19 protein-coding genes and 1 riboswitch are annotated in these 21,335 nt (G+C 61.6%); of the genes, 10 read left to right on the top strand and 9 right to left on the bottom strand.

Annotated features, from left to right (window positions below):
* Positions 1–263: 263 nt before the first annotated feature.
* A complete protein-coding gene (locus K9857_RS17675; RefSeq protein WP_224537862.1) occupies positions 264–1,433 on the top strand; it encodes an MFS transporter in 1,170 nt (389 codons plus the stop codon).
* Between the two features lie 6 nt (positions 1,434–1,439).
* Here the strand turns inward: K9857_RS17675 and K9857_RS17670 are convergent, their stop codons facing one another.
* Positions 1,440–2,327 (bottom strand): formate/nitrite transporter family protein, encoded by an 888-nt coding sequence (locus K9857_RS17670; RefSeq protein ID WP_224537860.1) that lies wholly within the window; start codon positions 2,325–2,327, stop codon positions 1,440–1,442.
* Between the two features lie 76 nt (positions 2,328–2,403).
* Entirely contained in the window at positions 2,404–2,808 is a 405-nt protein-coding gene (locus K9857_RS17665; protein ID WP_318011765.1) for an acyl-CoA thioesterase, read from the bottom strand.
* Between the two features lie 197 nt (positions 2,809–3,005).
* Positions 3,006–3,108, top strand: a riboswitch (S-adenosyl-L-homocysteine riboswitch).
* A 22-nt stretch (positions 3,109–3,130) separates the two neighbouring features.
* Here K9857_RS17665 and ahcY point away from each other — a divergent pair.
* The 5 genes from ahcY (at position 3,131) to K9857_RS17640 (ending at position 9,729) form a co-directional block, all read left to right on the top strand.
* Complete coding sequence (ahcY, locus tag K9857_RS17660; protein ID WP_224537858.1) at positions 3,131–4,540, top strand: adenosylhomocysteinase; 1,410 nt, start codon at positions 3,131–3,133, stop codon at positions 4,538–4,540.
* Positions 4,541–4,705: 165 nt separating this feature from the next.
* The gene (gene metF / locus K9857_RS17655; RefSeq protein ID WP_224537856.1) at positions 4,706–5,551 is read left to right on the top strand and encodes a methylenetetrahydrofolate reductase [NAD(P)H]; all 846 of its coding nucleotides are present in this window, start codon (positions 4,706–4,708) and stop codon (positions 5,549–5,551) included.
* A gap of 77 nt (positions 5,552–5,628) precedes the next feature.
* Positions 5,629–6,705, top strand: a complete 1,077-nt coding sequence (locus K9857_RS17650; RefSeq protein WP_224537854.1) for a hypothetical protein — start codon at positions 5,629–5,631, stop codon at positions 6,703–6,705.
* 86 nt (positions 6,706–6,791) lie between these two features.
* Positions 6,792–7,616, top strand: a complete 825-nt coding sequence (locus K9857_RS17645; RefSeq protein ID WP_224537853.1) for a substrate-binding periplasmic protein — start codon at positions 6,792–6,794, stop codon at positions 7,614–7,616.
* A gap of 223 nt (positions 7,617–7,839) precedes the next feature.
* The gene (locus tag K9857_RS17640) at positions 7,840–9,729 is read left to right on the top strand and encodes a DEAD/DEAH box helicase (protein WP_224537851.1); all 1,890 of its coding nucleotides are present in this window, start codon (positions 7,840–7,842) and stop codon (positions 9,727–9,729) included.
* A gap of 227 nt (positions 9,730–9,956) precedes the next feature.
* On the opposite strand, the gene K9857_RS17635 is transcribed toward K9857_RS17640, so the two are convergent.
* From K9857_RS17635 to K9857_RS17625, 3 genes are all read right to left on the bottom strand, one after another.
* Complete coding sequence (locus K9857_RS17635) at positions 9,957–10,544, bottom strand: YceI family protein (RefSeq protein WP_224537849.1); 588 nt, start codon at positions 10,542–10,544, stop codon at positions 9,957–9,959.
* A gap of 32 nt (positions 10,545–10,576) precedes the next feature.
* Positions 10,577–11,128, bottom strand: a complete 552-nt coding sequence (locus K9857_RS17630) for a cytochrome b (protein ID WP_224537847.1) — start codon at positions 11,126–11,128, stop codon at positions 10,577–10,579.
* Positions 11,129–11,473: 345 nt separating this feature from the next.
* Positions 11,474–13,228, bottom strand: coding sequence for a flavin monoamine oxidase family protein (locus K9857_RS17625; RefSeq protein WP_224537846.1), 1,755 nt, complete (start codon positions 13,226–13,228; stop codon positions 11,474–11,476).
* A 221-nt stretch (positions 13,229–13,449) separates the two neighbouring features.
* On the opposite strand from K9857_RS17625, the gene K9857_RS17620 reads away from it, so the two are divergent.
* Positions 13,450–14,856, top strand: a complete 1,407-nt coding sequence (locus tag K9857_RS17620) for an adenosylmethionine--8-amino-7-oxononanoate transaminase (protein WP_224537844.1) — start codon at positions 13,450–13,452, stop codon at positions 14,854–14,856.
* Positions 14,857–14,995: 139 nt separating this feature from the next.
* Entirely contained in the window at positions 14,996–15,715 is a 720-nt protein-coding gene (locus tag K9857_RS17615) for a 16S rRNA (uracil(1498)-N(3))-methyltransferase (RefSeq protein ID WP_224537843.1), read from the top strand.
* Between the two features lie 129 nt (positions 15,716–15,844).
* Here K9857_RS17615 and K9857_RS17610 read toward each other — a convergent pair whose 3' ends face one another.
* Genes K9857_RS17610 through K9857_RS17600 form a run of 3 tightly spaced genes read right to left on the bottom strand, consistent with a single transcriptional unit; the run spans position 15,845 to position 18,398 of the window.
* Entirely contained in the window at positions 15,845–16,747 is a 903-nt protein-coding gene (locus K9857_RS17610) for a transporter substrate-binding domain-containing protein (RefSeq protein ID WP_224537842.1), read from the bottom strand.
* A gap of 31 nt (positions 16,748–16,778) precedes the next feature.
* Positions 16,779–17,129 carry a RidA family protein gene (locus K9857_RS17605; RefSeq protein ID WP_224537841.1) on the bottom strand — a complete coding sequence of 117 codons (351 nt, stop codon included), beginning with the start codon at positions 17,127–17,129 and terminating at the stop codon, positions 16,779–16,781.
* A gap of 27 nt (positions 17,130–17,156) precedes the next feature.
* The gene (locus tag K9857_RS17600) at positions 17,157–18,398 is read right to left on the bottom strand and encodes a D-amino acid dehydrogenase (protein ID WP_224537840.1); all 1,242 of its coding nucleotides are present in this window, start codon (positions 18,396–18,398) and stop codon (positions 17,157–17,159) included.
* 108 nt (positions 18,399–18,506) lie between these two features.
* Here K9857_RS17600 and K9857_RS17595 point away from each other — a divergent pair, with 108 nt between their 5' ends.
* The gene (locus K9857_RS17595; RefSeq protein WP_224537839.1) at positions 18,507–19,424 is read left to right on the top strand and encodes a LysR family transcriptional regulator; all 918 of its coding nucleotides are present in this window, start codon (positions 18,507–18,509) and stop codon (positions 19,422–19,424) included.
* A gap of 118 nt (positions 19,425–19,542) precedes the next feature.
* Here the strand turns inward: K9857_RS17595 and trhA are convergent, their stop codons facing one another.
* On the bottom strand, positions 19,543–20,160 hold the full coding sequence (gene trhA / locus K9857_RS17585; RefSeq protein WP_224537838.1) for a PAQR family membrane homeostasis protein TrhA: 618 nt from the start codon (positions 20,158–20,160) through the stop codon (positions 19,543–19,545).
* A 261-nt stretch (positions 20,161–20,421) separates the two neighbouring features.
* Between trhA and K9857_RS17580 the strand changes: the two genes are divergently transcribed.
* Positions 20,422–21,335: LysR substrate-binding domain-containing protein (locus K9857_RS17580; RefSeq protein ID WP_224537837.1), on the top strand; the 914-nt coding region annotated here is incomplete at its 3' end.

The following is a 21,335-nucleotide window of genomic DNA, read 5'->3' as shown; positions in this document are numbered from 1 at the left end:
GCGATGGTCGCCAACGATAACGCTGGGCATCAGATACCCCGCGGTGTTCTGGCGTTCATCGCGAGCGTGCTCGCTCCTACAGGGGGAGAGAATTGATTCGCGATATTTCAGCAGCTGTTTATACTGCAAACCGACCACGCCGCACTCAGTTGCGCACAGACTAATTCCAATAAAAATCCTGCCCCGCCCGCTCTCGTCGAGATCGGTCGCCGGCCTGCGTATGCCTGATCACCGCGTCCAGACTACCGACAGAGACTCTGCGCATGCCACTCGCCTTGCTTGCACTCGCTGTTGCCGCGTTCGGCATCGGCACCACTGAATTCGTCATCATGGGCCTGTTGCCCGACGTCGCCCGCGACCTCGCAGTGAGCATTCCCCACGCCGGCCTGTTGATCACCGGCTACGCCCTGGGCGTGGTGTTCGGCGCACCGATCCTCGCGGTCGGCACCGCCAACATGCCGCGCAAAGCCACGCTGCTGGGCATGACCCTGATGTTCATCCTCGGTAACGTGCTCTGCGCCCTGGCCCCGAACTACGCCACGCTGATGGCCGCCCGGGTGGTCACCGCGCTGTGCCACGGGGCGTTTTTCGGGATCGGTTCGGTGGTGGCCGCGGGGCTGGTGGCGCCGAATAAACGGGCGCAGGCGATTGCGATGATGTTTACCGGCCTGACCCTGGCCAACGTTTTGGGCGTGCCTCTGGGAACGGCACTCGGGCAATACGCCGGCTGGCGCTCGACGTTCTGGGCGGTGTCGGTGATTGGCGTGATCGCCGCGATTGCACAGTGGCTGTGGCTGCCGAAAAACATCGCAATGGACAAGGCCAACCTCGCCAGCGAGTTCCGCGTGCTGGGCAAGCTGAACGTGCTGCTGGCGCTGGGCATGAGTGTGCTGGCGTCGACCAGCCTGTTCAGCGTCTTCACCTACATCGCGCCGATCCTGCAGGACGTCACCGGCGTCAGCCCTCATGGCGTGACCGTCATGCTGCTGTTGTTTGGCGTCGGCCTGACCGCGGGCAGCATGCTCGGCGGGCGCCTGGCGGACAGTCGCCTGCTGCCCTCGCTGGTGGGCATGGCGCTGGCCGTGGTGCTGGTATTGGCCGCCTTCAGCCAGACCAGCCACTCGGTGATCCCGGCGGCGATTACCCTGGTGTTATGGGGTATTTTTGCCTTCGCGCTGTGTCCGATCCTGCAACTGCTGATCATCGACCAGGCCCACGAAGCACCGAATCTGGGCTCGACCCTGAACCAGAGCGCCTTCAACCTCGGCAACGCAGCCGGCGCCTGGATCGGCGGACTGGTGGTCGCCAGCGGCGCGGACCTGGCGGACCTGCCATGGACCGGCGCTCTGGTCAGCGGATTGACGGTGCTGACCGCGCTGTTCTTCATCTACCGTCAGCGGCGTGGCGTTGCCGCGGTCAATGCGTCGATTTGATGTCGATCATTTTTTGATCTCCCGCGGATCGGGTTCCTCGTCCTGATCCGCCGACTCTTTCGGCGGCCCGCTCTCACTGCGAATCTGCGCATGGCTGATCAGGGCAAAGATGAAACTGCCGCCGATGATGTTCCCGGCCAGAGTGGGCCCGGCGAAAATCAGCCAGAAATCCTTCCACGGCAATTCCCCGGCGAACACCAGGTACGAAACCTCCAGTGAGCCGACCACGATGTGGGTGAAATCCCCGAGCGCCATGAAATAGGTGATGAGGACGATGATCCACACCTTGGCGCTCTCCATGGACGGAATCATCCAGACCATGGTGGCGATCATCCAGCCGGAGATGATCCCTTTGGAGAACATCTTGACGGGATCGCCCTCCATGACCTTACGGCCGATGTCGAGAAAGGCAACGTCGGTCGTGCTGTCGAATATCGGTAATTCGAGCATCACGTAAGCCACCAGCAAGGTCCCGCACAGGTTGCCCACCAGCACCACCGACCACAGTCGAAGCAACCGCCCGAAATTGCGCAACGTCGGTTCGCTCATGACCGGCAATACCGCGGTCAGGGTGTTTTCGGTGAACAGTTGCTGGCGGGCGAGGATCACCGCGAGAAAGCCTGCGCAGTAGCCGAAACTGGCGATCACCTTGAAACCCTCGCCATCGGGCAGGCGCGAATTCAACAACCCCATGGCCATCAACGACAGCCCCATGGTCAGCCCGGCCGCCAGCGCCGACCACCACAGCGCGGCGATGCTGCGCTCGAGTTCCTGATCGCCCTGTTTACGGATGATTTCATGCAACACCGCCGCACGCGGTGGCTGATTCTTTTCGACCTCGCGCTTTTCCTTGGCCGAGAGATCTGGGGTCTTTCCGCTGATTGGGGTAGTCATGGCGCGAACACCGGTGGCAGGTCATTTAGCTACGACCGTGGCCACCGGCATCCGTTCTGTGGGCAGGGGACTGGTTTTATTCGACGCTGGCGCCGTCCTGGAACTGGTCCTTGACGTACTTGATCTCGGTCCGCCCGTGGGCTGCGGGCAGGCCGTCTTCACCGAGGTTGACGAAGACCATCTTCTCCACCGTCAGAATGCTTTTGCGGGTGATCTTGTTGCGCACTTCGCAGGTCAGGGTGATGGAGGTGCGGCCGAACTCGGTGGCGGTGATGCCCAGTTCGATGATGTCGCCCTGGCGCGAGGCGCTGACGAAGTTGATCTCGGAAATGTACTTGGTGACGACGCGCTGATTGCCCAGCTGGACGATGGCGTAGATCGCCGCCTCTTCATCGATCCAGCGCAGAAGACTGCCGCCGAACAGCGTGCCGTTGGGGTTGAGGTCTTCGGGCTTGACCCATTTGCGGGTGTGGAAATTCATGTGCACTCCTGAGCGTCTTTCCGATAGATGCCCGGGATCATGGCAGAGCTTTGGCAATAGCTCTATTGGGCATCTTCTATAGCCACTATTACCGTTCGAACATTGACCGACAGAAACCCTTTGGAAGATCAGCATAGCCCGCTATAATCGCCCCCGTTTCAAAACGGTAACTTCCACTTGCTACCGTTTCCCGCCACCTGTCCGAGGGGCGCTGCAGCAGGTAAAACCTGTCAGGCTCGGATGGGGCGTTGCCAGGCCTTGACCGGCCCGACACTAAACGCACAACGGCGCCCATTCGCATAACTACGAATGGAGGCTCTTCATGAGCGCTGTAATCACGCCTGCAGATTTTACCGACTACAAAGTCGCCGACATGTCCCTGGCCGCCTGGGGCCGTCGCGAAACCATCATCGCCGAATCCGAAATGCCGGCCCTGATGGGTCTGCGTCGCAAGTACTCCGAAGAGCAACCGCTCAAGGGCGCGAAGATCCTCGGCTGCATCCACATGACCATTCAGACCGCCGTGCTGATCGAAACCCTGGTTGCCCTGGGTGCCGAAGTACGCTGGTCGTCCTGCAACATCTTCTCGACTCAGGACCAGGCCGCCGCTTCCATCGCCGCTGCCGGCATCCCGGTTTTCGCCTGGAAAGGTGAAACCGAGCAGGAGTACGAGTGGTGCCTGGAGCAGACCATCCTCAAGGATGGCCAGCCTTGGGACGCCAACATGATCCTCGACGACGGCGGCGACCTGACCGAGCTGCTGCACAAGAAATACCCACAGGTTCTGGATCGCGTCCACGGCGTGACCGAAGAAACCACCACCGGCGTGCACCGTCTGCTGGACATGCTGGCCAAGGGCGAGCTGAAGATCCCGGCCATCAACGTCAACGACTCGGTGACCAAGAGCAAGAACGACAACAAGTACGGCTGCCGTCACAGCCTGAACGATGCCATCAAGCGCGGCACCGACCACCTGCTGTCCGGCAAGCAGGCGCTGGTGATCGGCTACGGTGACGTGGGCAAGGGCTCGGCTCAGTCCCTGCGTCAGGAAGGCATGATCGTCAAGGTCTCCGAAGTCGACCCGATCTGCGCCATGCAAGCCTGCATGGACGGTTTCGAAGTGGTATCGCCGTTCATCGACGGTATCAACAACGGCACCGAAGCCAGCATCGACAAGGCCCTGCTGGGCAAGATCGACCTGATCGTGACCACCACCGGTAACGTCAATGTTTGCGACGCGAACATGCTCAAGGCCCTGAAGAAGCGCGCCGTTGTCTGCAACATCGGTCACTTCGACAACGAAATCGACACCGCTTTCATGCGCAAGAACTGGGCGTGGGAAGAAGTGAAGCCACAGGTGCACAAGATCCACCGTACCGGCGCTGGCGCATTCGATGCCCAGAACGACGACTACCTGATCCTGCTGGCCGAAGGCCGTCTGGTGAACCTGGGCAACGCAACCGGTCACCCGAGCCGCATCATGGACGGTTCGTTCGCCAACCAGGTTCTGGCGCAGATCTTCCTGTTCGGCCAGAAGTACGCCGACCTGTCGCCGGCCCAGAAAGCCGAGCGCCTGACCGTTGAAGTACTGCCGAAGAAACTCGACGAAGAAGTGGCCCTGGAAATGGTCCGCGGTTTCGGCGGTGTCGTGACTCAGCTGACCAAGACTCAGGCCGACTACATCGGCGTGACCGTCGAAGGTCCGTTCAAGCCGCACGCTTACCGCTACTGATCGGCCAGCTGCTCCCCCTGTAGGAGCGAGCAAGCTCGCGATGGTGGTCAACGATGACGCGGGGTGTCTGAATACCCGCGTCGCCTGATCCTCCATCGCGAGCATGCTCGCTCCTACAGGTACAGGGAGCCAGCATCCGCCTTACGCGTTTCCAAGGATATGACCATGTCCCAAGATCGTCGCTACAGCTTCGAGTTCTTCCCTACCAAGACCGACGCTGGGCATGAAAAGCTGCTCGCCACTGCCCGTCAGCTGGCTGCGTACAACCCCGATTTCTTCTCCTGCACCTATGGCGCTGGCGGTTCAACCCGTGATCGCACCCTCAACACCGTGTTGCAGCTCGAAAACGAAGTCAAAATCCCTGCCGCACCGCACCTGTCCTGCGTGGGCGACAGCAAGGACGACTTGCGTGGCCTGCTGAGCCAGTACAAGGCCGCCGGCATTACCCGTATCGTCGCGTTGCGCGGTGACCTGCCGTCGGGCATGGGCATGGCCAGCGGTGAATTGCGCCACGCCAATGACCTGGTTGAATTCATTCGTGAAGAGACCGGCGATCATTTCCACATCGAAGTCGCCGCTTACCCGGAAATGCACCCGCAAGCGCGCAACTTCGAAGACGATATCGCCAACTTCGTGCGCAAGGCCAAGGCTGGCGCGAACAGTGCGATCACCCAGTACTTCTTCAACGCCGACAGCTACTTCTACTTCGTCGATCGCGTACAGGCGCTGGGCGTCGACATTCCAGTGGTGCCAGGCATCATGCCGATCACCAACTACAGCAAACTGGCACGCTTCTCCGATGCCTGCGGTGCGGAAATTCCGCGCTGGATCCGCAAGCAACTGGAAGCGTACGGCGACGACACCCAGAACATTCAGCGCTTTGGTGAGCAAGTCATCACCGAAATGTGTGAGCGTTTATTGCAGGGTGGCGCGCCAGGGTTGCACTTCTATACCCTGAACCAGGCCGACGCCAGCCTGGCTGTGTGGAATAACCTGAAGCTGCCCCGCTGATCGTCATCCTCGCAGGAACAAGGGCCCTCTTCGGAGGGTCTTTTTTTTTTGAAACAAAACAATGGAATGATGCAGCAATGATGTCCGCGACCCAACGCCCCCAACTCGTCTACCTGGTCTTCGGTTCCGAGACCTATCACCAGGAAGCCGTCTTCAGCATCGCCAGCGCCTTGGCCTGGCTGCAGGAAACGCCGGGCGCCACACTGGACATCCAGGTCTTCAGCGACAACAAGCAGCCCTACGAAAAACTGCCCGTGCGCGTTCGCCCGCTCGACGAAGCCACCCGCCGTCGCTGGAACGAACCCCATGGCTATCACTTTCGCGCCAAACATGTTGCCCTGCGCGAAGTACTGCAAGAGTCCGAACTTGCGCTGCTGATCGACACCGACACCTTCTTCCATTGCTCGCCGCTCAAATTGTTCGAGCGCGTGCAGCCGGGCACGTTGCTGTGCAACGACTACTACACCACCTACGGCAACAATAAGGAAAACGTGCTTTACAGCGCGCTGGCTACCACGCTGAAGGAGAGAGGCCTGGCGGACGATCAGATGACGCTGCTCAATTCCGGCGTCATCGGCCTGCACCAAAAGGATGCGCACATCCTGGATCATTCGATCGCCCTGATCGACGAGCTGTACCCGTCCGTGCGCGGCTCGTACACCCTCGAGGAGTTCTGCCTGTCGGTGGCGGCCTACCGCACGCTGAAAGTCACCAAGTGCCCGGACCTGATCCATCACTACTGGAGCCGCAAGCAGCTGTTCCGGGCCAAGGTCCAGGCCTGGGTCGCCAAACATGCCGCGCAACCGACCAGTGAGGCCGCCCTGGCCGATACCCATCAAGTGACGGATCGACTGCCACGTCCCCCTCGCTCCCAGCGAATGCTCTACAAAATGATCACCCTGAGCCTGCCAGTGCATTTGCGTCAGTTCATTCGCGAAATCCTTTATGGCTGCTACGACCACCCCAACGAATTCGATAGGGCCTGCGGTCCGGTCTGGTGGGAAAAAGCCCTGCAAAACCAGAAGGAACGTGTCGGTACGCCCGTTTGCCATAAGGTGCTGGAGCATTGGTTCACCCACCGTTCGGTCAGGTTGATTCTCGGGCGGCGTTGCACGGCGATTCATGAACACTTGCTCAATACGCCGGCCAAATAGAGACGTCGCGCCCAATCTGTTCAAGTCAGCGTTAAACATGCAAGCCAGAGCTTCTCATTAGTCGTCGGGCGTACTAACCTCAGGCAATGCCTGTCATTTTCCAGCTTCTGACCGCTGTGCTTATCACTTGCCTGAGCTTCACCGCCCGGGGCGAGAAGTTGCGCATTGTCACCGAACCGTGGGCGCCCTACGTCTACGAGGAAAATGGCAAGGCCCTGGGCCTGGACTATGAAACCACGGCCATCGTCTTCAAGCGCCTGGGCATCGAAGTGGAATGGCAGTTCCTGCCATGGAAACGCTGCCTGTCGATGCTCGAGACCGGCCAGGCCGACGGTGCGCTGGACATTTTCCACAGCGCCGAGCGCGACGCGACCCTGCTCTACCCCAGCGAACCGCTCTCGGAAGTGCAGTTCGTGATGTTCTACGCCAATGAGCGCCCTCACCCCTTTCGTACCCTCGACGAACTGCGCGGCCTGACGATCGGCATTTCGCCGGGCTACCTGTACAGCCAGGATTTTCGCGACTCGACGCTGTTCACCCGGGAACCTGCGCCAAGCCATGAAGCCAACTTCGGCAAGCTGGTGCGCGGGCGGATCGACCTGCTGATCACCGACCGCCGGGTCGGCCAGCATTTGCTCGACGAGCTGAAGATCCGCGACAAGATCACCGAAAACCCCACCATCATCAGCCAGCAGAGCCAGTTTCTGGCAGTACGCCGCAATGCCGGCATGGACTTGCTGGTGCAGCGCTTCGGTGCCGAACTCAAGCGTTTCAAGCGCGAGCCAGCCTACGCTGAACTGAGCGCCCGCTACGGTGCCGCGCCGACCGATCCGGCGAGCGCAACCAATGGCGCGAATGCCACCGCCATCCGCGACAAAACCGTTGAGCAGCAGGAAAGCGGCGCGCAGTGATTGCTCTGTTATACTCCCGCGTTCCCGCCAGGCTCACGCCCGGACGCCCGGAATCGTTCAAGGCATCTTGACCCCGCTACAGCGCAGCTCTTCAGCCCGCGCGAGCACTCCAGACGAGCTTTCGAAACCCGGCAGGACCGGACGGGATTGCGTCCTCTCAAACGCCATTCGCGCCAGGCAAGACTCCCATTGGGCAACGCCCTAACTAAAAACAGGATTAGTCATGTCCTTTGCTTCCCTCGGTCTCTCCGAGGCTTTGGTCCGCGCTATCGAAGACGCGGGCTATACCGAGCCTACTCCGGTGCAACAGCGGGCCATTCCCGCCGTGTTGCAGGGCCGCGATCTGATGGTCGCCGCACAGACAGGTACTGGTAAAACCGGCGGTTTCGCCCTCCCGATTCTGGAGCGGTTGTTCCCCAACGGTCACCCGGACAAATCCCAGCGTCACGGTCCGCGCCAGCCGCGCGTACTGGTCCTGACCCCTACCCGCGAACTCGCAGCCCAGGTCCACGAAAGCTTCAAGGTCTATGCACGTGACCTGAAATTCGTCAGCGCCTGCATCTTCGGCGGCGTCGGCATGAACCCGCAGGTTCAGGCCATGTCCCGCGGTGTTGACGTGCTGGTGGCCTGCCCCGGCCGCCTGCTGGATCTCGCCGGCCAAGGCAGCGTCGATTTGTCCCACGTGGAAATCCTCGTGCTGGACGAAGCCGACCGCATGCTCGACATGGGCTTTGTCCATGACGTGAAGAAAGTCCTCGCGCGCCTGCCGGCCAAACGGCAGAACCTGCTGTTCTCGGCGACCTTCTCCAAGGACATCACCGACCTTGCCGGCAAGCTGCTGCACAACCCGGAACGCATCGAAGTCACGCCGCCGAACACCACGGTCGAGCGCATCGAACAGCGCGTGTTCCGCCTGCCTGCCAGCCACAAGCGTGCGCTGCTCGCCCACCTGATCACCGCCGGCGCGTGGGAACAGGTGCTGGTATTCACCCGTACCAAGCACGGCGCCAACCGCCTGGCCGAGTACCTGGACAAGCATGGCCTGCCAGCTGTCGCGATTCACGGCAACAAGAGCCAGAACGCTCGCACCAAGGCCTTGGCCGACTTCAAGGCCAACGAAGTGCGCATCCTGGTCGCCACCGACATCGCTGCCCGCGGCCTGGACATCGACCAGTTGCCACACGTGGTCAACTTCGAACTGCCGAACGTCGATGAAGACTACGTACACCGCATCGGCCGCACCGGTCGTGCCGGTCGTTCGGGCGAGGCCATCTCGCTGGTCGCGCCGGACGAAGAAAAACTGCTGAAAAGCATCGAACGCATGACCAAGCAGAAAATCGCCGACGGCGACCTGATGGGCTTCGATGCCAGCGCCGTGGAAGCGGAAAAACCTGAAGCCCGTGAACGTCCGGACATGCGCAACCCGCGCAATGCCCGTGGCCCGCGCGGTGAAGGCGCGAACGCCGGCAGTGGCGGTCGCAAGGACAAGGGCAAGGACAAAGGCAAGGAAAAACCTGCCGGCGAACGTGGTGAGCGCGGCGAGCGTGGCGAACGTCCTGCCCGTCAGCAAAAACCACGGGAAGGCACCCCGGCTCGCGAACAGCGTCCAAGCCAGCCACCACGCGCCGCCGCTGATCGTGCTCCGGACGAATTTCTGGACGACGATATCGATAACTTCGGTAACCGTGTCGATTACGTACCGCAGCAGAAACCGGCCCAGGGCCGCGGCCGGCGTCCAGGTGCTCCGGCACAAGGCACAGCCGCAGGTTCCGGTGCGCCACGGGGCGGCAAGCCACAAGGTCAGGGCCGTCAGAACGGCCCGCGCAACAGCGATGGCGCCAGCAGCGGTACCCCGGGCGCCAAGCGCAATGGCCCACGCAACGGCGCACCACGTGGCGAAGGCCAGGGTCGTCGCGAAGACTCGCGCAATCGCCGTCCGGCTCGAGACGATCAGTCCCGTTCGGAACCGGCCGTGCAGAACCCTCGGGGCAATGCGCCGAAGATCATGCACAAAGAGTCCAAGGCCGACCGTTTCCCCACGCCTGAGCAGCTGGATCAACTGCCAAGCCGTCCGCGCGGTGAAAAGCCGGCGTTGCTGACGCGTAATCGCTGATCGGCAGCCGTAATGAAAATGCCCCGGATCGCAGGATCCGGGGCATTTTTGTTTCCCTGCTGTAGGAGCCGAGCTTGCTCGCGATGAATGGCGCAACACCGCGGGGTGTCAGGTTGCCAGCGTTATCGTTGACGACCATCGCGAGCAAGCTCGGCTCCTACACGTAATTTTCCGCCGGACAAAAAAACGCCCCGAATTCGGGGCGTTTTTTTATGTCCGGCGAAAAATTACTTCGCTTTGACACCTTCAAACGTAACGTACATGTCGACCGAATCGGACTGTGGACCCAGGTCCATCATCTTGCCGAAATCAGAGCGCTTGAGGCTGAAGGTACCCTCGAAGCCTGCACGGTAGCCGCCCCATGGATCCTTGCCTTCACCCAGGAAAGTGGCCTTGACCACGATTGGCTTGGTCACGCCCAGGATGGTCAGGTCGCCGGCTACGTCAGCGGTGTCCTTGCCAGCAGCGTTCTTGCCGGTTGGCTTGACGCTGGTGGAAACGAAGGTCGCTTTGGTGCCGTTCAGGAAGTCTTTGCTGGAGATGTGCTTGTCACGTTCGGCGTTGTTGGTGAAAACGCTGGCGGTGTTGACGTTGAACTCGATCTTGCTGTCTTCAGGCTTGGCAGCGTCGAAGCTGAATTTGCCGTCGATGTCCTTGAAAGTACCGGTGATGTAGCTGTAGCCCAGGTGGCTGATCTTGAAATCAACGAAGGCGTGCTGGCCTTGTTTGTCGACCACGTAGTCGGCGGCCATTGCGTTGCCGGCTGCAAACAGTGCCGAACCGATTGCCAGAGCGGCCAGAGTCTTTTTCAACATGCTTTGTTTTCCTTTGGAGTCGAGGTTGAACTTCAGGCTTTGCGACCCAGCATGCGCTTGAGGGTCACATCGCGGTCGATAAAGTGGTGCTTCAATGCTGCCAACGCATGGAGGCCGGAAAAAATTACCAGCGCCCACGCCAGGTAGAGGTGGATCACGCCGGCGTTATCCGCCTGGTCCGGTAGCCCGGAAATCAGCGCAGGCACCTCAAACCAGTCAAACACCGGTATTCCGACACCATCTGCGGTGGAAATCATGTAACCGGCAATCATTACAGCGAACAGACACAGGTACAGAAAGGCATGACCGAACTTGGCGCCAAGTCGCGTCATGCGGCCGTAGCTTTCCAAAGTGGGCGGCGAAGGGCTGATAAAACGCCACAACACCCGCAAAATCATGACCGCCAGCAGAATCAAACCGATGCTCTTGTGCAGATCGGGACCGGCCTTGCGCCACGGATCGTAGTAGCCGAGACCAACCATCCACAGCCCCAGGCCGAACAAACCGAATACGGCCAAGGCCACGCCCCAATGCATGAAGATGCTGACCCAACCGTAGCGGGAAGTAGAGTTACGTAACTGCATTGCCGGGTTCCTGTAAGTGCTGGGCCAAGACTATCGATTTACCTATCGAATTAAAGCCGAAAATTTCGCTCTGAAAGATCGAGAAATGCGATCAAGAGTCTGAAATGAGCGTGTTAAGAAAAGATTAAAGGCGAAAGTTTGACGAGATGTTAGCGATCAGACGGAAATTTGTCGCAGCTGACCCGCCGCCTTCGCGGGCAAGCCCGCTCCCACAAGGATCTGTGTCGTACACAAAGAATGTGAACACCCATGAGCCTGTGGGAGCGGGCTTGCTCGCGAAGGCATTAATCCAGGCAATAAAAAAGCGCGGCATGTAAGCCGCGCTTTTTTGTCTAACCCAAAGCCTTACTGAGCCTTGGTCTCGGTCGCCGGTTTGGCTGCCGGCTTCTTCGCCGGTTCAGCCTTTTTCGCCGGGGCTTTTGCCGGGGCCTTTTTCGCTTCGGTCTTGGCCGCTGGCTTCTTCGCCGGTGCCTTCGCTGGCGTCTTCTTGGCTGGCTCCGCTTTTACCGGTGCCGCAGCAGGCTTCGGCGCCTCTACCGGAGCAGGAGCCGGAGTTGGCGCAGGTGCGGGAGCTGGTGCCGGAGCAGGCTCTGGCGCCTTGACAGGTTCCGGCTTCTTCTCGTCATCCGAACCACCGAACAGGTTGGTGAAGAAGTTGCCCTTCTTCGCCGCGACCGCGCCGGCTGCTGCGGCTGCCGCCACTGGCGCAGCTTTGGCCGGTTCGAACGACTTGCCCGCCGCCAGATCTTCAACCTGACTGGCCGCACGCTGGCCGGAACGCAGCGCGCCTTCCAGGGTGCCCGGGTACAGGGCGTCGGTGTGTTCGCCGGCGAAGGTTACGCGCTGGATCGGACGTTCCCACAGGCGCCAGAACTTGCTGATCTGGCCAGGACCGAAGGCCAGGTAGGCGCCGCCGGTTGATGGGTCGGTGCTGTAGCGACGGATTTCATAACCGGTGAACGAACCGCGCGCCTGTGGATAAAACGCGTGCAGGCGAATCAGTACCTGATCGACCATCTGCTTGTCGCCAAAGGCCTGCATCACCCGCGAGTTGTCGCCGGACAGGTTGACCACCACGTTGGCGCCGCCCTTCAGGGCCGGTTCGATCCACAACATGCCAAGACCGGTGTTGCTATAGATCTCGCCGGACATGCGCGCCTTGCTTTCCCACACCGGCGTCTTGAACTTGAGCATGATCTGGTCGCGCCAGCCGTAGTTGGTGCCCTTGATCGCGGCCAGGTGCTGTGCGTCCAGCGCCGGGATCATCTGAATCTTGTTCAGGGCGCGCAACGGCACGGCCAGGACCACGTAGTCAGCCTGATAGCCAACGCTGCCGACCTTGACGGTCACGCCGTCCTTGTCCTGGGTGATGGCCGACACCGGGGAGTCGGTCTTGATGGTTTTCAGCTGTTTAACGAAGGCTTGGGACAGCACCGCACTGCCGCCCACCAGTCGCGAAGCGCGCAGGTCGCGGTCGGAGACGCCACGATATACGCGGTTCTGCTGGGCGAAATACAGCAGCGACAGGCGCGAAGGCTCGTCATAGCGGGTACGGATTTGCTGGTTGATCAGCTGACGGGCGGTTGGCGGCAGGTTCTGCTTGTCGAGCCAGCCGGACACGTTGATCTGGTCCAGGGCATGCAGGGTGTTGTTGGCTGCAGGGTTCAGCGGGTCATCGATGGAGCGTGCCAGATCGTCCGCGGTTTTCTCGTAACGCTTGAGCGCCTCGGCGGTGACCGGGTCCTTGGTCGCCAGGTCCGCAGCGGTGTAATACACGCCGTCGATCAGGTAGCCCGGGGTCCGCACGAATTCAGGGGCCGGCGTGGTGCTCAGCTTGAAGCTCGAGACGTACTTGTTCAGCACCGGCTGGGTCTTGTCATTGCCGATCCACTCGCTGGTGGCCATGCCGGAACGACCGCCCAGGCTTGGCTTGGCCTCCAGCAGCGTGACCTGCCAGCCCTTGGTCTGCAGCTCGTAGGCCGCGGTGAGGCCCGCGACCCCGCCGCCGATCACGATCGCGGTTTTATCCTTGGCCAGCGCAGACACGCTGAACAGCCCCAACATCACCAGCGCACAGGCGCGCAGCCAACCGACAGACATTCAGCGAACTCCGGAAATACACGAGAAAACAGCGATTTTGCGGGCCAGGCGACCCAAGAACCGCGAAGGATACGTCACGCTTCAGACGCCCGCTAGCAGCGTCTATCGACCTGTTTAAAGTAGCTCAACCGACACAATGGGTTGTCCCCGTGCGGCGCATTGCATAGGCTTGCGCGATTGCATGCCCGCGCCGGCCGCGGAGCGCCTCCAGGAGAGTGAACATGGGCCTGAACAAACAGTGGATGGAACGCGATCTCGCGGTGTTGTGGCATCCCTGCACCCAGATGAAAGACCACGAACAGCTGCCGCTGATCCCGATCAAGCGCGGTGAAGGCGTCTGGCTGGAAGACTTCGAAGGCAAGCGCTACCTCGACGCCGTCAGCTCCTGGTGGGTCAACGTGTTCGGCCACGCCAACCCGCGGATCAACCAGCGCATCAAGGATCAGGTCGATCAGCTGGAGCACGTGATCCTCGCCGGTTTCAGCCACCAACCGGTGATCGAACTCTCCGAGCGTCTGGTGAAGATGACGCCGGAAGGCCTGAACCGGGTGTTCTACGCCGATAACGGTTCGTCCTGCATCGAAGTCGCGCTGAAAATGAGCTTTCACTACTGGCTCAACCGCGGCCAGCCGAACAAGAAGCGCTTCGTCACCCTGACCAACAGCTACCACGGCGAAACCATGGCGGCGATGTCGGTGGGCGACGTGCCGCTGTTCACCGAAACCTACAAAGCCCTGCTGATGGACACCCTCAAGGTGCCGAGCCCAGACTGCTATATGCGCCCGGAAGGCATGAGTTGGGAAGAACACTCGCGCAACATGTTCGCCGCCATGGAGCAGACCCTGGCCGAGAACCATGACACGGTCGCGGCGGTGATCGTCGAGCCGCTGATCCAGGGCGCCGGCGGCATGCGCATGTACCACCCGGTGTACCTCAAACTGCTGCGCGAAGCCTGCGACCGCTACGGCGTGCACCTGATCCACGACGAAATCGCCGTGGGCTTCGGTCGCACCGGCACCATGTTCGCCTGTGAACAGGCCGGCATCCGCCCGGACTTCCTCTGCCTGTCCAAAGCGCTGACCGGCGGTTACCTGCCGCTGGCGGCGTGCCTGACCACCGACGAGGTCTACAGCGCCTTCTACGACGACTACCCGACCCTGCGCGCCTTCCTGCACTCCCACAGCTACACCGGCAACCCGCTGGCCTGTGCGGCGGCGCTGGCGACGCTGGATATCTTCGAGCAAGACAACGTCATCGAGAACAACAAGGCCCTGGCCGCGCGCATGGCCTCCTCCACCGCGCACTTGGCGGAGCATTCGAACGTGTCCGAGATCCGCCAGACCGGCATGGTGCTGGCGATCGAGATGGTCAAGGACAAGGCCAGCAAAGAGGCCTATCCATGGCAGGAGCGTCGTGGGCTGAAGGTGTTCCAGCATGCGCTGGAGCGTGGTGCGCTGCTTCGGCCGTTGGGGAGCGTGGTGTATTTTCTGCCGCCGTATGTGATTACGCCGGAGCAGATTGATTTTCTGGCTGAAGTGGCCAGTGAGGGGATCGATATCGCGACGCGTGACAGTGTCAGCGTGGCGGTGCCGAAGGATTTTCATCCGGGGTTCCGGGATCCGGGCTGAGTTTTTGTAGTGCCTGGGCGGGCCTCTTCGCGAGCAAGCCCGCTCCCACAGTAGTCCGCGTAGACCTTGTGGGAGCGGGCTTGCTCGCGAATGAAGTCACCACCGATTCAACTGATTCACACTTTTCCAGAGACAAGAAATGAGACTGTCCCGCTTCTTTATCGACGCCCCCCTAAGCACCGGCGAGCACGAGTTGCCCGAGGCCCAGGCCCATTACATCGGCCGGGTGCTGCGCATGGCCGAGGGCGATGCGTTGCAGCTGTTCGACGGTTCGGGCCAGGAGTTCCGGGCCCGGCTGGTCGAGGTCGGCAAGAAACGCGTCGTGGTGCAGATCGATGAAAGCTTCGCCGGTCAGGTCGAGTCGCCGCTGCAGATTCACCTCGGCCAGGGCCTGTCCCGTGGCGAGCGGATGGACTGGGCGATTCAGAAGGCCACCGAGCTGGGCGTGAGCGAAATCACCCCAATCTTCAGCGAGCGCTGCGAAGTCCGCCTGAAGGACGAACGCGCCGACAAACGCCTACTGCACTGGCGCCAGGTGGCGATCAGCGCCTGCGAACAATGCGGTCGCTCGCGGGTGCCGGTGATTCATCCGCCGGTGCTGCTGGCCGATTGGCTGAAGCAGACTGAAGCGGATTTGAAGCTGGTACTGCATCCGGTGGCCGAGCCGCTGGTCAGTCATGCCAAGCCGTCGACGCTGGCGTTTCTGATAGGGCCGGAGGGTGGGTTGTCGGATGCCGAGGTCGAGCAGGCCAAGGGGGCCGGTTTTCATGCGGCGCGGTTAGGTCCTCGGGTGTTGCGCACCGAGACGGCGCCGGTGGTGGCATTGTCGGTAGCCCAGCAACTTTGGGGTGATTTCTAGGGCCCCATCGCGGGCAAGCCCGCTCCCACAAAGATCGGCGTCGTACACAAATGATGTGAACACCAACGAACCTGTGGGAGCGGGCTTGCCCGCGATGGCCGCGCCGCGGTCTGCGGCGAAAACCAAAAATCACTGCACCGGATCACTCACCGGCTTGGCAATGATCGCCTTCAACTCACTGGTCATCGGAAACTCGAGATTCAAACCCTTCGGCGGAATCGGCTGTTCGAACCATCGCTGATAAATGCCGTTGATCTCGCCCGAACTGTACAGCTCGCCAAGCACGCCGTTGACCAGCGCAAGAAACTGCGGATCGTCCTTGCGCACCATGCAACTGTAGATCTCCCGCGACTGCTCTTCCCCGACCACCACCCACTTGTGCGGATCATGGGCCTTGGCACGCTCGCCGTAGAGCAGCGCGTCATCCATGTAGAACGCCGCCGCGCGACCTGACTGCAGCATCTGGAAAGCTTCGCCGTGGTCCTTGGCGCTGATCACGAACATGTCGATCTTGTTGTCGACGTTGTAGCTCTTCAGGAAGCGCTCGTTGGTGGTGCCGGCGGTGGTCACCACATTCTTGCCACGCAGGTCGGCGAAGCTCTTGATGCCGCTGTCCTTGGCCGTCAGCAACTGGCCTTTGACGTAGATGAAACCGTAGGAGAACGCCACTTGCTTCTGGCGCTCGGCCGTCACGCCGGTGGAGCCGCATTCCAGATCCACGGTGCCGTTCTGCACCAGCGGGATGCGCGTCTGCGAGGTCACCAGGTTGTACTTCACCTTCAGGTCCGGCAGCGCCAGCCGCTGCTGGATACGCTCGACGATCTTGCTCGCCAGATCCACCGAGTAGCCCATCGGTTTGCCGCTCTGATCCCCCACGTAAGAGAACGGCACCGACGCATCGCGATAGCCCAGGGTGATGCTGTGGCTGTTGGCGATCTTGCCCAGGGTGCCGGTCAGCGGCGCCTCGTTGGCCTGGACCTGACTGCCGAGCAACAGCCCGAGGGTGCAGCCGAGCAACGTGATTTTTTGCATTGTTATTCTCCGTTGTGGGTGTTGGTTTGATTCACGAACGCGCAGCGATGACGGTGATTTCCACCAGCACCTGCGGGCGGGCGAGTTCGGCCTGCACCGTGGTCCGGGTAGGCGCCCGTCCCGGCGACAGCCAGGCCGACCAGACTTCGTTCATCGCGGCAAAATCCTCGCCGATGTTTTTCAGGTAAATGGTCGCGCTGAGCAGATGATCCCTGTCGCTGCCGGCTTCGGCCAGCAAGGCGTCGATCTTCGCCAGCACTTCGCGAGTCTGGTCGCCGACCTCTGTGGCATCCCCCGGCACCTGGCCGGAGAGAAACACCAGGTCGCCGTAGGTCACGGCGCCAGACAGGCGCGGATTGCTGTGCAGACGTTCAATGGTCATGACTGAGTCCTCTTGTGAGACAGGTGTTCACGCCGCACGGTGATTGAAACCGTGCAGGTCGATGGAAGGTTGGCGCTGGCCGATCAGCTCGCTGAGCAGGCGTGCGCTGCCGCAGGCGAGGGTGAAACCGAGGGCGCCATGGCCGAGATTGAGCCACAGGTTGCGATACTCCGTGGCCCCCAGCAGCGGCACGCCGCTGGGCGTTGCCGGGCGCATGCCGGCCCATTCCACGGCAGCGTCGTAGTCGCCGGCATTGGGGAAGGTGTCGCGGGCCTGGCGCTTGATCAGGGCCAGGCGCTTGGGATCGACGGCGGGATCGAAGCCGACGATGTCGACCATTGCCGCCACCCGCAATTGCTCGCCGATGCGCGCATAGACGATCTTGCGGTCGTAGTCGGTGATGCTCACGTCCGGCGCCCGGTGGTCGGCACTGATCGGCACAGTCAGGCTGTAGCCCTTGAGCGGGTACAGCGGCAATTGCAGGCCCGGCAGATTCAGCAGCGGACTGCGGTGGCCGGCGGCGATCACCAGTTGATCCACCGCCAACACCTGCTCGCCCAACTCGATGGCATTGACGCTGCCGTTTGTGTGGCGAATGCCGGTCACCGTTTGCTCCATGCGCCATTCGCAGCGACCGGAAGCGCTGAGCCGCGCGGCCAGCTCCTGGCAGAAGGCGTGGCAATCGCCGACTTCTTCGTCCGGGGTGTAAATCCCGCCGACAAAGGCACCCTCGGCCAGCGCCGGCTCGAGCTGCGCACACTCGGCAGCAGACAGCACCTGCTGCTGTTGCGGATCGGCCAGTTTGTTGCGCGCATGTTCGAAATTGCCGCTGTTGCGAAACGTCACTAGCTTGCCGTTGCGCCGCCACTGGAAGCCCGCCAGCCCGTCGTCTTCGCGCCAATGCTGAAGCGTTCTCTGGCTCAGCAGCGCCAGGCGCAACAGATGGGCGGCGTTTTCCCGGTTGACCGAGCTGCGGCAGGCGGCGAGGAACGAGGCCATCCAGCGCCACTGCGCCGGGTCCAGGCGCGGGCGCAGCTTGAGAGGCGAATCGCCGCGCAGCATCCAGCCGATCGCCTGCATCGGCACGCCGGCATCGGCCAGCGGCGCGACGTAGCGATAGGAGAGCTGGCCGCCATTGGCGAAGCTGGTCTGGCTGCCCAACGAGTCCCGGGCTTCGACCACCGTCACGTCGAAACCGTCGCGCACCAGCGCATAAGCCGTTGCCAGGCCAACCACACCGCCGCCGATGATGCACACACGCTGAGCCATTGCCGTTCCAAAACCGTTGTGAAGATGCGACCGAGGTTAGAGCCAGGTGACAGGCGGCGAACAATGAATAAAGATGCCAGACCCATAAACAAAGGTTATGGACTCGCCATGCGCCTTCGTCACATCGAGATATTCCAGGCCATCCGCCAGACCGGATCGATCAGCGCCGCCGCGCAATTGCTGCACGTTTCCCAGCCGGCGGTGACCAAGGTGCTGCAACATGCCGAGCAGCAGTTGGGGTTCCCGCTGTTCCTGCGGGTGCGCGGCAAGTTGCAGGCCACCCCCGAAGCGCTGGAGCTGGAGCGCGAGGTCGACAAGGTCAGCGAGAGCCTGCAAGGCGTGCGGCGCCTGGCGCAGAGTCTGCGTCGCCAGCCGGGCCACAGCCTGCGCATCGGCGCCACCCCGGCGCTGGCCCTGTCGCTGCTGCCGCCGGCCATTCACGAATGGACCGGGCGCTACCCGGATATCGCTTGCGAACTTTCCAGCGCCCACAGCCGGGAGCTGGTGCAGAACCTGTTGATGCGTGAAGTGGATGTGGCCCTGACGTTGCAGCGACCGGATCATCCTGGGTTGAAGGCTCAGGAATTGGCTCGTGGGGTGTTGGTGGCGTTGGCGCCGAAGGGGCATTGGCCGGAGGCGGAAGTAGGCCAGCCACTGCCGCTGATGGCGTTGGCGGATGCGCCGTTGATTGGGCTGTCCAGCGCCGACCCGCTGGCCGCACGGCTCGACAGTTATCTGGAAGCGGTCGAACCGCCGCCCCGGGTGCGCATCGCGGTGCAGACTTATTCGCTGGCTCGGGCGATGGTGGAGTCGGGTGCAGGGCTGGCGGTGATTGACCCGTTCACGGCCCTTGGCGCGTCTCCCGCTACAACGACCATCCGCCCGCTGGCACCACCGCTGCCCATCACCCTGTACGCCGTGACCCGCGCCAGCGAACCGCCGCCGCATACTTTGAGTGATTTGCTGCAGGTGTTCAGTCGGCGGGCGCAGGAGCAACTGGATCGCCTGATCCCGACACCGACCTGACTGCACACACATCCCCCCTGTGGGAGCGGGCTTGCTCGCGAAGGCGCCGGGTCAGTCGACATATCCGTTGAATGACACACCGCTTTCGCGAGCAAGCCCGCTCCCACAGGGGTTGTGTTCACAACACATAGAACCAGATCGCCACAAAATGCAGCAAACTCCCGGCAATCACGAACAGATGCCAGATCCCGTGGGCATGCCGCAATCGATCCCCGAGAGCAAAGAAAATGATGCCCACGGTGTACAGCACGCCCCCCATCGCCAGCCAGGTAAAACCGGCAGTGCCCAGCGCGGCGAGCAACGGCTTGACCGCCACCAGCACGATCCAGCCCATCACTGCATAAATCACGATGGACAGCACCCGCGCTTCCGAGCGCGGTTTGATCTCCTGCAGGATCCCGATCAGCGCCAGCCCCCAGACGATCCCGAACAACGTCCAGCCCCACGGCCCGCGCAGCGTGACCAGGCAGAACGGCGTGTAGCTGCCGGCGATCAGCAGGTAGATCGAAAAGTGATCGACCTTCTGCATGATCGCCTTCTTGGGCCCGCGCACGCTGTGGTAGACGGTCGACGCGCTGTAGAGCACTAGCAAGGTAAAGGCGTAGATCGCCATGCTGACGATCTTCCACGCACTGCCATCCAGGCTCGCGACCACAATCAGCCACACACCCCCGACAAACGCCGCAATCGCCCCGACCAGATGCGTCCAGGCGTTTAGTTTTTCCCCGTGATACATCGTTTACCTACCTCGTATTTCGCTACAGCCAGCCTCAAGCATAAATCCTCAACATGTCCGTCCATCGCGATCTTTTGATCCCGATCTTTCCCACGCTCCGCGTGGGAATGCAGCCCGGGACGCTCCGCGTTCCATATCTACGCCCCTCAATAGCCGAACGCAGAGCGTCCGTTGAGGCATTCCCACGCAGAGCGTGGGAACGATCAGGCGCAGGACCGCGGAATTGGGCACAATCGACAGATTCCAAAAAGAGTCCACCCCATGTTGATCGACGAAGAGTTGACCCTGAAAAAACTCGAGGTGTTCCTGGCCTTCATGCGTACCGGCAATCTGGCCCGCGCCGCGGCCGAGTTGCAGACCAGCAACGTCAGTGTGCACCGGGCGATCCACTCTCTGGAAAGCGCCCTGCGCTGTCCGCTGTTCAAGCACGAAGGGCGCAACCTGACGCCGCTGGAGAGCGCCTATGTGCTGGAAGAGCGCGCACAGAAGCTGATTCATGACGTGGTCGAAAGCGTGCGCCTGACCCGCGAGGCCGCGGGGTTTTCCGCCGAGCGCTTCAAGCTGGGCTCGCTGTATTCACTGACCGTGAAGACCGTGCCGCAATTGATCATGGGCCTGAAGATCCGCCGCAGCGAACTCAACATCGACCTGATCCTGGGCTCCAATTTCGACCTGCTCTACAAGCTCAAAAACATGGAAGTCGATGCGATCCTGGTGTCCCTGGACGACAGCATCAACGACCCGGACCTGGAACACCTGCCGCTGTTTTCCGACGACATCTTCCTGGCCACCCCGGCCGACTCGAAGTTCGCCCACCGCGCGGAAGTGGACCTGGCCGAGGTGCGCGACGAAACCTTCATCACCCTGACCCAGGGCTTCGCCACCCATCAGGACGGCAATCGAGTGTTCAACCAGGCGGGGTTCGAGCCGAAGGTGGCGATGCAGGTTAACGACATCTTCACCCTGCTGAGCATGGTCAGTTCGGGCGTGGGTTATGCGTTGCTGCCGGGGAGGATTGCGGCGGTGTATGAGAACCGGGTGAAGCTGATTCCGCTGCAGGAACAGTACCGGTTGCAGCAGCACATCGGGGTGGTGTTTCTCAAGGCCAAGGAGCGGGATCCGAATCTGCTGGCGTTGTTGGCGGAGTGTCGGATGTATGCCAATCGGCAGGTTTG

The sequence above is a fragment of the Pseudomonas sp. REP124 genome, assembly GCF_020164475.1.
In the GTDB taxonomy this organism is placed as follows: Bacteria; Pseudomonadota; Gammaproteobacteria; order Pseudomonadales; family Pseudomonadaceae; genus Aquipseudomonas.
This window is presented reverse-complemented; position numbering and strand designations above follow the sequence as displayed.